The following is a 14,623-nucleotide window of genomic DNA, read 5'->3' as shown; positions in this document are numbered from 1 at the left end:
TACCATCCTAGAAGGAGCGGTGGAAGCCGCAGTCTTTCTTCAAGAGAGCAGCTAAATTTCTTTGCCTAACTTAAAGCGATTGTCCAAGGTTTTTCAGATCATGGAAAACCATAAGGAGAAATCCAAATGAACTACGACATCAAAGACAAAACCATTTTGGTTACGGGCGCAAATCGCGGCATCGGCAAGGCGATAGTTGAGTCGTTTATTGAACACGGAGCCACCAAAGTCTATGCGGCTGTTCGTCAGATCAACAGTGTCTCCTCATTGGTTGAGCAATACGGCTTACAGGTAGTACCAATTCAGGTTGATTTAGGTGATCCCCAATCTATTGTTGCTGCTGCTCAAAATGCCCCAGATGTGCAAATAGTTGTCAATAATGCAGGAGTTTTTTCAAGCTGGAACTCCCCTAGCTGAGGATGCGATCGCCGCTCTCGAATTTCAGATGAAGATCAATGTATATGGATTGATCTACATGGCTCAGGCATTTGCCCCGGTACTCAAAGCCAATGGAGGTGGTGTCTTTGCCCAAATCAATTCTGTTGCTTCGCTCAAGGGTTTCCCCCGACTCTGCTACTTACTGTGCCTCAAAAGCTGCGGCCTATTCAATCACCCAGGCATTACGAGAACTATTGAGTGAGCAGGACACGCTTGTGCTAAGTGTTCACCCTGGCCCGATTGCCACGGATATGGGCGATGCGGCAGGAATGAGTGAGGTTGCACAGCCACCAACACTTGTGGCAGACGGGATAATAAAAGCTCTCAAAGCTGGGGATTTTCATGTCTTTCCTGACTCGATAGCTAAACAAATGGGCGATGCTTATAAAAGCTTTGCCCAAAATGTCATTGAGGTGTCATCAAGTTAACTACATTGCAGGGTAATGCTCTAGACAAGGGCATCTGGGTATTAAACAGCAAGCCCAAACTCTTCTCGATTGTACAGATTCACTACTCCTCCTAATTCAGCAGCACCCCCATCCACACAAGCAATCCCCCACTGCGGAAACTTAACCAGCAATTTCTTGATTATTATCATCAGCGCCGGATTGTCATTCCAGCACGAGAGCAAGAAGTCAAACCCCGGATTCTGAAGAGAATTCGCCGCAACTTTAAGCGTAAAACCTCCGAATTATATTATTCGGTAGATATAAGCGAATAAGCCAAATTTATTTGGCATTATTTATGCTAGACCTGATATTGTTATTCCTGGATTCGATTCGGCACAGATGCTAAACTTGAGCGCACTGGTAGGACTTGTAGGATTATTCGTCATCACTATTCACGCTTGGTCAACATTACCGGATACTATACCTGTCCACTTTGGATTTGATGGACAAGCTAATGGTTGGGGGAGCAAAAAAGTTCTGTGGTTGTTACCAATTGTCGGTTTAGCAATTTATGGACTTTTAACATTTATTAGTCGTTATCCCAATACATTTAATTATCCAGTTGTAATTACTGAAGAAAACGCTTTAAGGCAGTATCAAATTGCTTGTTCAATGTTGGATTGGTTAAAAAGTGAGATGGTTTGGATATTTGTTTACATTGAATGGCAAATATTCCATCTAGCGACTACAGAAAATCCCAATTTAGGGGTATGGTTTATACCTGTAACATCAATAATTATATTTGCGACAATTGGATATTGGTTGAGTCAATCTTTTCTGGCACGTTAACGCCATACAAAATAGTCCCGAATGCCATTTTGATTCGAGCCTTACAAGAACAGTGGAATCCTATTGCATGACGTGATGAGTACATTGAACTACCCTGAGTTAGAGTCACCCAGGCAAAGGTGATGGAATGGCGCAGCTTCCCAGTGGGGGGTATGATGTACGTAATCGTCTAATCGTCTCGTTGCTGAGTTTCCAAGTCCATTGCTTTCAGTTCCAATCCAATGGCATTTGAAGGACAATTATGAGTAACCCTCTTTCCCAACCCGAAGATCCAGACTTCCATTCATCTATTCAGGAGAATCTAAAACAGCTTTCTGCTCAGTTAGGATCTCCTTTGTCCGAATTATCAGTCATGGAAATATACCAGAATGCGTGCGATCTACTGAGCCACGTTTCTCCATCACCTCTTACTCTTACCCGTGTTGCAGGAACATTACTGGTCTACCGAGTCACGGACACAGAACCGGAAGAATTTGAGTGGTTCACCACCCAAGTGAAACAATGTCTGGACGAAGAAGAAGTTGAGGAGTTGATTGAATCCATACATCGCACGGATGCTTTGTAATCGCTGAAAAAGGTGGAGTCTCGCGTACATCGGATACCGTCGCATTCTCTCAAGACCGCTTTACTGTACGCTGAATCTTTGCATTTAGCCAAAACTTCAAGAAGATATTTCCCTTGATTGCTGCAATAAGCTAATCGGCATTTAAGTTGCATAAAATCAGGGCTGAAGCCCTAACTACGAGTGAATCATTCTGGAAAAACGAATGATGATTATTACCTCTTGAACTTCTTGATGACTTGGCTGATTTCTCAACAAACTCAGCAGCTAAATAGAGAATTCTGATCTGCCATTATTTTTAACTCTATTGGGAATATACTTTACTTATTGACATGATGCGGCCGCACTAGGGTGATCGCTACAACTATCATATTTTTGAAGGGAAAAACTATTGTTAAATTCATTGTTACCATCTCAAGCTGTCGCTGTTGGGCAGAATACTGAAGTGCTTCATGTTGAAATACAAACAGTTAGTTTGAAATCTATCAGTAAGAATTTCTGGCGGAATATTTGATTAAAAATACTATCAAACCTTAAACTGGTTTAGTAGTATTTTTTTCTCTCTAAGGTTTAAGCGTCCTTTCAATCCGGCGATCAGGGATAAGCCACATAATCGCGACTAAAACATACAATGTACAGCCAAACCACGGTTTTACAAAAGCAAGGGGAATTGCCGCCGCATAAATCAACACTGATATTTTGCCCTTAAAATCTCGACCAACAGCCTTGGCCAGCATTGAATCTCTACCGTGATGAGAAATTAAGGTACGACTCAGAATAAAGTATGCGATCGCCGCCATCAACAGAACCACACCATAAAAAGCAACAGGCAAAGCCGTAAAGTGGTTTTCGCCCATCCAAGCAGTAGCAAAGGGAATGAGGGATAACCAAAACAACAAATGCAAATTCGCCCAGAGAGTTCGCCCGTTCACTTGCTTGGCTACCTGTAGCAGGTGATGGTGGTTGTTCCAGTAGATTCCAACGTTGACGAAACTTAAGATATAGCTCAAGAATATTGGCAATAATGGACGGAGTGCGCCTATATCGCCCCCATGAGGCACTTTCAATTCCAGCACCATGATGGTGATGATGATAGCGATTACACCATCGCTAAAGGCTTCTAATCTCCCCTTGAACATTGGTTTATACAGGTTCTCTGTTTCTGTAAATTATCGCGTTGGTAAAGATATAGCACGCATTTGGCTAGTAGTTCACCAACCCAATGAGAGCGGTATAGGTCGAGCAGGGGGAGAAAATTTCTCCCCTCTCCAACCTGCCACCACGCAAAGTTGGGTTGCCAGACCACTACTTTACGGGGGCAACCTTTAGTTCGGTTCCACTCTTAGATAAAACTGTGTAGCGACAAACTGAGTATCTCTCTTGGTTGGATCTACGTTTTCAACTACCTTTGTTGTACCTACAGCAATCAAACCTTGACCAAAAATTTCACTTGCTGCTGCGTCAAGTTGTTTTTGTGTTGCACCCGTTTGGCTCAAATCGATTGACGAAACTTGAGAAATATAAGGCTTGTTTAGAACCAGATTATCTGTGGAGAAGCAAGGAGTTGTGATGCAACGAATGCCATTGTCTTTTAGTGCCACAAAAGTGCCTTTTGCTGGGGTATTTGTCGCCGCATAGAAGGCTTCTTTTACTCTTAAATTCCCAAACTCACCGAATCCAGAAAATGTTACTGGAATGATGTTACCTCTGAGAATCACACGGCTACCATCATCATTTTGAATTTTTATTAGTTCGGAAGGCGAGACTTTCAGGGAATTCCAATCAATTGCAGACACATAGCATTCGGAGCGAAAAACACCATCTAAGCAAGGAGTAGCTTTCAAGTTGACTTGCTTTATAAAATATCCCCCCACATATAGGAGAAGCACATTTGCGAAAATCTCTTCGCACCATGTAATATCCCCACTGTGGAAACTCTTGATTTTTGACACTGACTGCAACAGAATCAGTAGTCTCTGGAGCAGAAATATTTTGCGCCGATACTTTAGATAAAAATCCGTTGGTGACTATTATTGCACCTAATAGAGGAATAATTGGGTATTTGTAGTTAAACGATTGTTTGTTCATGGTAACTTTAGATTTTATTTGAGGGTTCAATACCTTTGTTAAAAGCAGAGTTGACAGAATTTCTCGTAAAAACTGTCAAAATTACTTATACACAAGCTCGGAGTTGACAAGGTAAGTTGGAATACTATAACTCTTACACTACTGACAAGAGGTTAAAAAACCTTACAGGAAACCTTAAAGGAATTTTAAGGACTCATTGTTTTTGCCAACTTTGTCCCAGAAACGCCCGACTTTAAACCCAATCTCTGCATTTAGCCAACTTGCACTTGCACAAGAACAACAAAAGCCGACTCAAGCAGATCGTTGAGTTTTATTCCAAATGAACTGAGATGTTATCCTTCCCAATTGACTAACACCCCATCCACAACCGCAACCCCCCACTGCGGATACTTCACCAGCAGTTTCTTGATCACGATCTGCAAAGCAGGGTCATCATTCCAGCACGAGAACAAGAACTCAAACCCCGGATTCTCGCCCGAATTTGCCGCTCGATTCAGTTTCTCCCTTCTTACAGGTCGCATATTTGACCTCGCTATAATCGCCTCATGCGACCACTTTTCAGCACTGGGGGCAGGCGCGGCGGAACAAGCGCCTTCATGAACGGCTCTGACTTCTACACCTGAAACTGAATTTTCAACTAACAACGGAGTGGGATTACCTTGTTCTACCTGCCCCTGGCTCTGAGTTTGATTAGCGATCGCAGAATTTAAAAATTTTTCATTTTGTGCAACAGGCGCGGCGGAACAAATACCTTCATGACAGTCTCTCGGCTCAACACCACAGTCCTGCTTTTCAGCCAACAACAAAGCAGACTGACTCGATGCAGTATCCACAAGCGCTAGCGTCGTGCAGTCTTTTGCCACAGGCAATTCTTCAAGTTCTGACGCGCTTTCGATACGTTGAGGCGACGCGCCCCTCAAGGGCGCATGAGCCGTCTCCTCAACACCCAGATTTTTGCTTGGCGCGTCAGAACCAACTACCATACCAACAACCTTAGTTGGTTGTTGGTAGGTAGTTAACGGGTTGTTAGAAACGTTGTTAGGTTTTTGAAACTCCTGCTGTGTAGGCTTTTTAGCCTCTGAAAATGTCAAATTTTGACGCTCAGATATCATTTGATGATTTTGGGGCATCACCTGTTGATTTTCTGGGATGACGGCTTGACTCTCGACTGTCACGGATTGATTGTTAAAATTCTCCCAGTAGTGTCTGTTAAAGTAACCATGCAAGTTTTTAACACGGTAACTGGTAACACCGGATCTACCAGATTGAGTTTTGCTCCTAACTTCCTCAAACTCAAACAGTCCAGCACCATTTATAACAGCGCTGGCTTTGAGAAACGAGTTGCGGCTGAGGTTGGTGTCTAATTTATGCGCTGCCCCGCCGAACTGTTCCGCCGCGACGCAATCAAGCCACAACTGTTGCACACATGGAGCTTGTTGTCTTATCCAGTTGACATCATCTATTGAAACTTTGCAATGTGGTCGAGTAGTGGCTTTCTCAGATGAGCGCCTGTCACGTTTGTTGCCACCATCAATTATTTGTAGTGCTGTAGTCATATTCTCCTCCGATTTTTCTCATTACAAATTGGGCGGCTTTTTAATTCATGCCGCGTCTAAGTTTTTTAGCTATTCTCAAAGCGAGTCTTTATTTACTGGTTCTCACCTTGCCAGAATCGCAACTCATCTCGAAAGTACCTCTCAGTCTTCCTTGAGCGCTCTTTCCAGCAATGCCAAGCCACTACCAACTCTTCTCCCAAGTCCTCTACAACTTCTCCTCTCTCGACATATAAAGTGCGATATGGGTCAGCATGGGCAACAATAGAGCCAACGCCAATTGTGTCCGGTTGAGTAGATGCGTTCTGGAGCTTGGTAATTAAATCAGTCTCTTGGGTGGTCAATTCTCCTAGATAATCCTGTTTAATCACTTCATACTCTTGGGCAACATTCCAAAATTCCTCCCAACTACACCCAGGCTGTGCAAGCACCCCCCGAATATCACTAACCGCCTGGGGCAGTATTTCCAGTTGTTCGGCTCGATATGCGATCGCAGTTGGTGTAGGTTCACTCCCCAAAATTATCGCCGCAGCTTCAAGCGCTTGGGTATTGTTCATGGCACTGGCTAAGTTTTTTAATGCCATGCCCATGAGTCGCAGACATTCTTGGGCATTTTCTTTTGGCGGTTCCTGAGCCAGCGATCGCAGATCAATAGTTTTCTCCAAGGCTTGCTTGACTTGCTTGTTCAAAACTTTGGTCGTTTGTTGGGTCATGGTATTCCCCCATTCTTGAGAAGGGCGCTGTTGTACGGCGTTTTCTAATTCCTGAATGCGAGAAAGGAGTTGTTGATTTTCAATTTCCAGTTTTCTTAATCCCTCTATCTCAGAAAGCTGTTGCCGTAACTGGATATTTTCTTCTTTCTGTTGTTTAAAGAGTTGTTGTAGAGATTGAATTTGTTCTTGTACCTGCGCTTCGGCTTTAGCCCCTGCTTCTGCTTGTAGTCCAATTCTCAATTCCTGGGAAAGTCGCTCTAATTCCTGTTTATGCTGTTCTTCGAGTGCTGCGATCGCTTCCGTATATTCTGCGGGGTAAGTGCGCTCTCTAGGGAATGGAACGCTAGCGGCATCTAAATCAGTATTGTTGATCAACAACCTCTCGCCATCAGCAAAAGTGACAATCTGCTGCCAATGATTTGGTGCGTCTGCCTCAATGGTTCCCTCTTCTCCATATCTTGGATGTGACTGTTGCGAAACTGTGACAATGGCGGATTTAGGAACCACTGGTTCTTGAATTTTGGGAACCATTGGTTCCTGACTAGTAGTCTGCCAAGGAAACTTTGCGTTGTGGTCAGCAGAGGAGCGGAGGAGCAGAGGGGCAGAGGGGAAAGAACTTAACTTATACAATCTCTCCCCTTCTCCCCTGCTCCCCTGCTCCCCTGCTCCCTTGCTTACCTCCACGTAGCAATTTTGGGTTGGTACACTACTAGATTGCTTTTTGCGTGGAAGTTGAGGAACCACTTTTTGGGCAGCAGCCGCAAAGTCTGATTCACCAGGGGAAGGGTTATCTTTGAGAGCGATCGCTACAGCTTGTTTTAGTTTCTCTGGTTCCTTGACTAAGCGTAGTAGTGGACGGGCTTGACGCTCGTTTTTGATGTGTCCGCCCAACTCGCCAACTGCGTCAATGATCTCCAGGCATTCACAGGGAATTGACCTTATTAACTGAGACTATTTTTGCAAAATACTATGGCTAAAGGGTGAAATCCAAGCTGCTCAAACAAACGATGGGCAGTCTCATTTTGTATTCCTGACTCTAGAAGGTAGTATTTAGCTCCGTTTTGATTACCCCAGTCCTGAACCTGTTTAGCAAGCATCTTGGCAATTCCTTGACAACGATAAATATGACTCACGCCTATATCGTCTAGCCAGCATTCAATATGACCTGCTTCAGTAGTGTGGAGTGATGCCAAGGCAAAGCCAACAATATTATTCTCAGAACAGGCAACAAACAGACCAGATGAAGAGATGTAAAGGCGACCGATGAGTTGTTTTCTAAAAATAGTTCCAGCTTCAGGGGATGGTAGAGCAAAACCTACTGCTTTTCCCTCAGCCAATTCACTGAAACTAATGTAAGTAGGATTGAATACCTCTTCGTATATCCTAGTTACAGCATTCAAATCAGTAGATATCATTTCTCTTATAATTACCTGTTCCATATAGTTTATGTAATTAAATATTAGAGTTTTAACGAATTGAAGGCTTCAAAGTTTCGTAATAATTCAGCAACCAGAAGTTAGAATTCAGAACTAATAAGAAGCTTAAGGATATCAGCGTATTCATCTATAATAATTTTTTAGTTAGTCTGGCTCCTAAATTCTGACTCGTGAATTCCCTAAAATAAGAGGGCGGTATTTCAAAGGAATAAACAGTAAATTCGACGGTAATATAAGGAGAAAGCAGATAAACATGTATTTACATAGTTGCCAATTATATTAATGTCCTATCCTAAAGACTAAAATGATGGCAATGAGATGAAATTTTAATGAATCGTTACAATACCCGGAATTAATTTCGGAGTTAATCAAGTGCCCCTAAAGCTTTCAGTGTGGATTTCTGAGCTTCTGTTAGACCTGTGATACCCCTAATATTCATGCCCTCGTAAAGTCTGGTGGCTCTTAAAATTTTTAAGCATTCGCCAGTTTCTACATCCCACAGCCTAATCCTTTCATCCTGGTTTCCACTGGCAACAATTTTACCATTGGGGCTAAAAGCAACTGACCACTCAAAGTTATTAGTACGACCTGAATCTGTCTCCCCCTCCAAAAATTTAAGATTCTCTCCAGTGCTAACCTTCCATAACCCTACTGTATGGTCTCCACTGGCACTGGCAAGGAGTTTTCCATTTGGACTGAATACAACTGACCAGATCCACTCCTTGTGTCCCTCCAAAGTATTAACGCATCGCCCCGCATCAACATCCCATAGCTTAATTGTCTTATCATCACAGCCACTAGCAAGAAGTTTTCCATTTGGACTGAACGCAACTCTCCATACTTGAGAAGTGTGACCCTCTAAAATTTTGAGGTATTGCCGAGTATTGACATCCCATAAAATGATCGTATTGTCACCACTGGAACTGGCAAGGAGATTCCCATTGGGGCTGAAAGCAACTGCCCAAACCTGATTAGTGTGTTTTTCTAAAGTACTGAGGCAGCGACCTGTATTAACATCCCATAGTTTTACCGTAAAATCACCACTGGCACTGGCAATGGTTTTGCCATCAGGGCTAAAAGCGACTGATGACACATTATTTTTGTGTCCCTTTAAAGTATTGGAAAATTGTCCTGTAGTCATATTCCACAACTTCACAGTTCCATCATTACTGCCACTAGCAAGTTTTTTGCCGTCGGGACTGAAAGCAACTGACCATACCTGGTTGGTGTGTCCTTCTAAGGGTGTAAACTTTTCTGTTTCAATATTCCATAGCCTTACCATTTTTGCTCCACACCCACTGGCAAGGGTTTTACCATCAGGGCTAAAAGCGACTACCCCTACTTGTTCACTTCGTCCTTGTAAAGTTTTAAGGCATTGTCCCGTTTCTACATCCCACAATCTTACGGTTTGGTCATCACTGCCACTAGCAAGAGTTTTACCATCAAAACTGAAGTATACCGATTGTACTCCACTATTATGTCCCTGTAAACGTTTGAGAAATTGCCCAGTTTTAATCTCCCACAAGCTTACAGTCTGGTCTTTACCACCACTGGCAAGGATTTTACCATCGGAACTGAAGGTAACTGACCAAATCTGATCCGCATGTCCTGACAAAGTATTGAGGCATTGACCAGTTTTAACATCCCACAAACAAATGGTTTGATCTTCACTACCGCTGGCAAGAATATGCAGACATGGACTGAAAGCAACAGAGCGTACCTTGTCAGTATGTTCTTGCAAAGTCTGCATGCAGTTCCCCGTTGTCACATCCCAGAGCTTTACCATTTTATCGTTGCTGCCACTGGTAAGGATTTTCCCATCGGGACTGAAGGCGACTACCCGTACCCCATTATTGTGACCTTCCAAGGTATTGAGGCATTCGCCAGTGTTGACATTCCACAATCTTATGGTTTTGTCATCACTGCCGCTAGCAACAGTAACACCATCAGGGCTAAAGGCAACTGCCCATACCCAACTGGTGTGATAACCTTCCCAAGTTATACGACATTCTCCGTTGTGAACATTCCATACTTTCACACTAAAGTCGTCACTGCCACTTGCTAAGGTTTGCCCATCCGGACTGAAAGCAACTGCTCTTACGTAATCGGTATGTCCCTCACAGGTCAAAATTAGCTTCAAGTCTGGAACTGTCCATAAGCGAATTACGCTACTATCATCACCTGTAGCTAGTTTTCCTTCTCGGCTAAGAGCTAAAGCATAAACATTACTTAATGTTTCAGCAAAAACAGACTTAGCCAAATCACAGTTCATGAGATTTACGCGATGTAACTGCACGTTTGGCAGATATGCTTGCCAGATCATTAAATTAGAAAAGTCATACTCTGTTAAATCAGTTCCTAATTCCGCAAACAGGTTGAGAAGATTTGCTCCTGCATATCCTGGTATTTCCAGAAATTTATCTTTGAGTATTGCAAGGATTTTATTAAGTTGTATTTTTAAGCTTTTTTTGTTATTAAAAGCTTTTAAAATTGGTTCGATTATGAGACAAATTTGAGTTTCTCTAACATAGTCTTTAGTCTGCGCTTTTAGCAGGGCATACTCATTAAAGACTGAAATTTGCCCTAAGTTAATATCGTGACATATCGCATCAATTAAGCGAGCAGTCACATGCTCCATAACTACTGGCTGTTGAGTAAAATTCGTTGCTGTTTTCTCTGTTATAGTTTTTTCCAGGAGAGAGCGCCATGCCAAAGAGTCAATTGCTTCTTGTAAAGATGATGATGAAACTGGTAATAGAATGTCATCTTTTAATTCTTGAAGAGAAATAGGCTCTCTTTCAATCGCCAGCCAGTACATCAGCATTTTCTCTTTCTCTGATAAACGCTTAAACTGCTCATCGAGTAAAGTACTTATATCGCCGAAAACTATTGTATTTGACAATAAAAATTCCGAAAGATTTCCATTATATGAATCTTGAATAGTTGTTGATACTAATTTTAAAGCCAATGGATTGCCTTTATAGTCAGCAATAAGTTTTCTGGTGTCTTGCTCTGTGCCAAAGATATTTTTCTCAGCAAATATTTTATTTCCTTCTTGTTCCGGTAATCCAGTTAGGTGTAATGAGCGCACAGGTTGATTGTTTCCCTCTAGCCTGACAAATTCTTGAGGCTTTTCTCGGCTAGTCAGTACTATGCAACTTTCGTGAGAAACTTCTCCCAATCGTCTAAATAAATCACCATATTCCTCATATCCTTCTCGATATTGCCCAGCACGGTCTTCCTCCCGCAGAATTGATTCCACATTATCCAGTATTAATAAACAACGGTGTTCGGTAAAATACTTAGTTAGTTTGGTAATTCTCTCGTATGTTGTTTCTGGTAAATTTTGTTCTTGGTGGTTAGATAAAAATTTAATAATTTCTGCTAATATGTCTTTGATAATCGGGGCATTTCGGAGCGATTTCCAGATAACATAATCAAATTCATTCTGAATCTCTTGCCCTAGCCTGGTTGACAGAGATGTTTTACCCATTCCACCCATTGCCAAAAGTAATACTAGGCGACATCTGTCTGTCAAAGTCCACTTTTTTAACTGAACGAGTTCTTCAATACGTCCATAAAAAATGGAAACATCAGGTGCTTCTATCCAATCAGCTCGTGGAGTAGCTATCCTTACTTCCTCAAATTTTTCCAAAGCTTGTTGATAGCTATTACATTGCAACAGTTCCCCACATAGAAAGTTGAGGTTCTTTTCTTGCATATTTAATATAGAAGTACTGTTAAAAAAATTACGGATAGTTTTCTCTGAAATTAACTTTTCTGAACTACCTGCTCTACGATCTATTTTGTCTTCGTAAGTAATATCGAGTTTCTTGATTAGTAAACTAGGTGACCCGCCAAATTTTTCTTGATAAGCTTTCTTAAGTTGCTCAAACACTTTTTGGTTTACTTTAATTGATGACATTTTGATTTCTTCTCAACATACCTACGCTTTAGAAATATTTTAAAAATAAAACTAAGTTAAAAATTATACTAGTTGTCTAAGGATGATATGAATCATCGTTATATAGATAAAGGTCTCAGAAGTTTGAGGTCAAATTACCTCCTGACTTACACATCTAGAAGGCTTAGGCGGCATTTTTATATTAATAATGTTTCGCCAACGGTATTTTTATCTCGACTCAATGCCCAGTTAGGGAAGTCGGACACTTACAAAATATAAGGTTAACTTTAACACCAATTGCTAATTGGTCTGTCTATTTTTCTTTAATGCAACAAAGCCACTTAGAACTGCTATAGTTTCACAAGCGATCGCAGAACTTTTTGATTTACTGATATTCTTCGTTACCTTGATTTACTGATATTCTTCGTCACCTTTAGCACTAAATTTCAATTACTATACCGTATATGTAGTGCTTTATCCACAATCCTTTCTGAGCAAGCTTTTTGAGACTAAACACGCTCATTTTAAGGGGTGGCAATCATCACCAAACCAAGTTATATAAAGATTAGAGGGTACATGCCCTTTGAAAAAATGGAGAAAAAACAGGGGTTTATTGACAATGAATCATGCATTGGTGAGATACCAGTCTCGTATTTCTTATAAGTTCTGCGTTCGCATTCAGCATAACCTTTACCTAGAAACGAGGATTTAATCGGTTTAATTTAGCTGTGTGCTGGAAAATAAATATAAAAATAAACAAGAAGATAATGCTTGGTATTTATTAACTAATCTCGCCGATTTAGAAACTGTCGTTAAAATTTATGTTTATCGTTTTGGAATAGAAGCAATGTTTAAAGACTGTAAAACTGTTGGTTACAATCTGGAGGGTTCAAAAGCTAATCCTGATAGACTTGTACGTTTAATTTTGTTAATTGCCCTGGCAATGACTTCTGCTTGGTTACAAGGATAAAGGACCAGAGGAAACGCACCTTATTTCCTAATAAAAACTTATAAGGATTTCAAAATAATTTATATAAGTGCAAAACTTGACAAAACAGATAAACAGAATAAATCGATTATTTTGCTAACACGTAAATTAGCTTATCTCTAATGAAAGAACTCTTATCTAAGAATAAATTAGTTAACTATTCAGGCATAAATAAGTAAGCTTATCCCTAAAAATAAGTAATAATCATAACTAAATTATTGACAGACAGGCTAGTTTACGCTAATGATAAAACTGTTTCTAAATAGTTGTTATCCATCGCGGCGAGAAACTGTTTATTTTTGATTCCTCGTTTGACTCGCTTCTCTTTACCTAAAAGATTGACTGCAATTTGCCGTAATACTGCGAAATTCTGTGGAGCATTGTCTTTCCTAATCCGGCAGTCATCTTCTTTTAAAGCAACATCCAACACCCAATGTAATGAGTTTTCTATAGCCCAATGACTACGAACAGAATTGGCGAATTCTTTAGCATTATTGATAAGGCTACTAATGAAATAACGAGTTTCGGCTGTTGTTTTACCATCAGATAAGCGGATGGACTCTACCATCCCAACACTGCTAAACTTTGACCACACTGAATCTGGATCGAGTTGTGACCCAATTCTAGTTAACATTACGTAATTGCGAATTTCATGACGACCATGCCCTGTTTCTTCTGTTTTATATGTGCTATGCTCAATTCCTTTAAAACTCGTACTTATCCTGTTTTAAATAGGTTTTCAACTGAGTCATAAAGATTACCTTGGTTCTTTTTTAATGTGATTACATAATCTGCTGATTGCTGTGTAATTAACTTCACAATCTCCTTCTGGCAACCGATTGCATCAATCGTCACAATACATCCAGATAGTTCTAATACCTTTAATAATTCTGGAATCGCTGTAATTTCATTTGATTTTTCATCCACCTTTACCTGTCCCAACACTAATTTATTTGTAGTTGCCCAGGCACTTACCATTTGGATTGCACTCTGCTCACTACTTTTATCGTAAGAACCGCGTAAAGTTTTCCCATCAATTGCTACAACTTCACCATTAGTTATCTTAGTTATTGATTTCATCCAATTAAGGAAACATTCTTGGAACTCTTGGGGATTTATTTGTGCAAATACTCGCGCAAAAGTGTCGTGTGATGGTATCCCATTTGGTAGCTCTAAAAACGTTTTTAACCCGACTACTTTGCACATCCGTATGTTTCAATTGCCACCCAACTATCTGCCCCACATATCACTCCACAAATGGCAATAGTCAAAATATCGATTAGCTTATGACGTTTTGTACGATCTATTCGTGGATCTGACATCTGTGCAAAGTGGTCAGCAATTGTAATTTTGGGCTTGAGTTTCACGCCTTCCGTGGGGCTTTATTGTTACTTCTACAATGACTTTACCATCAATGTCCCAAAGATATCCTTTATACCACACGCGTAGGCGTTCGCGTAGCGTCTCGTAGAGAAGCCCGCCGTAGGCATCGCTACCTTTATCCTTTATTTAGTATTTATGTACTATATTTAGATGCGTTTGCCCTGGATAAAGGACCAAATTACAAAGACAACTCTATATCTGTCGGACTCAAGAAAAAGGTAGAACTAAAAAACGGCACAGTAATTTTTGGATAGGTTTATACGGACAAAATTGGATAACTGCTTTTCGTGAGTGTCAAATATGGGTTGAGGAACTCATGG

At 40.9% G+C, this 14,623-nt stretch carries 11 protein-coding genes and 2 pseudogenes; 4 read left to right on the top strand and 9 right to left on the bottom strand.

Going from position 1 to position 14,623, the window contains the following annotated elements:
• Nucleotides 1–126 precede the first annotated feature (126 nt).
• A pseudogene (locus FD724_RS39100) lies at nt 127–866 on the top strand (SDR family oxidoreductase).
• Nucleotides 867–907: 41 nt separating this feature from the next.
• On the opposite strand, the gene FD724_RS41580 reads toward FD724_RS39100, so the two are convergent.
• Nucleotides 908–1,036 (bottom strand): hypothetical protein, encoded by a 129-nt coding sequence (locus tag FD724_RS41580; RefSeq protein ID WP_256874797.1) that lies wholly within the window; start codon nt 1,034–1,036, stop codon nt 908–910.
• 190 nt (nt 1,037–1,226) lie between these two features.
• On the opposite strand from FD724_RS41580, the gene FD724_RS39095 reads away from it, so the two are divergent.
• Nucleotides 1,227–1,676 carry a DUF1648 domain-containing protein gene (locus FD724_RS39095; RefSeq protein WP_179076505.1) on the top strand — a complete coding sequence of 150 codons (450 nt, stop codon included), beginning with the start codon at nt 1,227–1,229 and terminating at the stop codon, nt 1,674–1,676.
• A 241-nt stretch (nt 1,677–1,917) separates the two neighbouring features.
• The gene (locus tag FD724_RS39090; protein WP_094344603.1) at nt 1,918–2,241 is read left to right on the top strand and encodes a hypothetical protein; all 324 of its coding nucleotides are present in this window, start codon (nt 1,918–1,920) and stop codon (nt 2,239–2,241) included.
• Nucleotides 2,242–2,801: 560 nt separating this feature from the next.
• Here FD724_RS39090 and FD724_RS39085 read toward each other — a convergent pair.
• The 7 genes from FD724_RS39085 to FD724_RS39055 all read right to left on the bottom strand — a co-directional run bounded on the left by FD724_RS39085 (nt 2,802) and on the right by FD724_RS39055 (nt 11,953).
• Entirely contained in the window at nt 2,802–3,377 is a 576-nt protein-coding gene (locus tag FD724_RS39085) for a TMEM175 family protein (RefSeq protein WP_179076507.1), read from the bottom strand.
• 186 nt (nt 3,378–3,563) lie between these two features.
• Complete coding sequence (locus tag FD724_RS39080) at nt 3,564–4,082, bottom strand: DUF6748 domain-containing protein (RefSeq protein WP_256874796.1); 519 nt, start codon at nt 4,080–4,082, stop codon at nt 3,564–3,566.
• Nucleotides 4,021–4,152 (bottom strand): DUF6748 domain-containing protein, encoded by a 132-nt coding sequence (locus FD724_RS42315; protein ID WP_372726558.1) that lies wholly within the window; start codon nt 4,150–4,152, stop codon nt 4,021–4,023. The genes FD724_RS39080 and FD724_RS42315 overlap by 62 nt, the downstream gene beginning before the upstream one ends.
• A 506-nt stretch (nt 4,153–4,658) precedes the next feature.
• Nucleotides 4,659–5,882 carry a hypothetical protein gene (locus FD724_RS41575; protein WP_256874722.1) on the bottom strand — a complete coding sequence of 408 codons (1,224 nt, stop codon included), beginning with the start codon at nt 5,880–5,882 and terminating at the stop codon, nt 4,659–4,661.
• Nucleotides 5,883–5,974: 92 nt separating this feature from the next.
• Nucleotides 5,975–7,483: a hypothetical protein gene (locus FD724_RS39070; protein WP_256874795.1), complete on the bottom strand. Its 1,509-nt coding sequence runs from the start codon at nt 7,481–7,483 to the stop codon at nt 5,975–5,977.
• Between the two features lie 50 nt (nt 7,484–7,533).
• Nucleotides 7,534–8,007, bottom strand: a complete 474-nt coding sequence (locus FD724_RS39060) for a GNAT family N-acetyltransferase (RefSeq protein WP_179076925.1) — start codon at nt 8,005–8,007, stop codon at nt 7,534–7,536.
• 385 nt (nt 8,008–8,392) lie between these two features.
• Complete coding sequence (locus FD724_RS39055) at nt 8,393–11,953, bottom strand: NB-ARC domain-containing protein (protein ID WP_179076924.1); 3,561 nt, start codon at nt 11,951–11,953, stop codon at nt 8,393–8,395.
• Nucleotides 11,954–12,662: 709 nt separating this feature from the next.
• Between FD724_RS39055 and FD724_RS39050 the strand changes: the two genes are divergently transcribed.
• A complete protein-coding gene (locus FD724_RS39050) occupies nt 12,663–12,902 on the top strand; it encodes a hypothetical protein (RefSeq protein WP_179076923.1) in 240 nt (79 codons plus the stop codon).
• Nucleotides 12,903–13,155: 253 nt separating this feature from the next.
• On the opposite strand, the pseudogene FD724_RS39045 reads toward FD724_RS39050, so the two are convergent.
• Nucleotides 13,156–14,287, bottom strand: a pseudogene (locus FD724_RS39045) (ISAs1 family transposase).
• Between the last annotated feature and the right edge of the window lie 336 nt (nt 14,288–14,623).

This window comes from Nostoc sp. C057 (assembly GCF_013393925.1).
Lineage (GTDB): Bacteria > Cyanobacteriota > Cyanobacteriia > Cyanobacteriales > Nostocaceae > Nostoc > Nostoc muscorum_A.
This window is presented reverse-complemented; position numbering and strand designations above follow the sequence as displayed.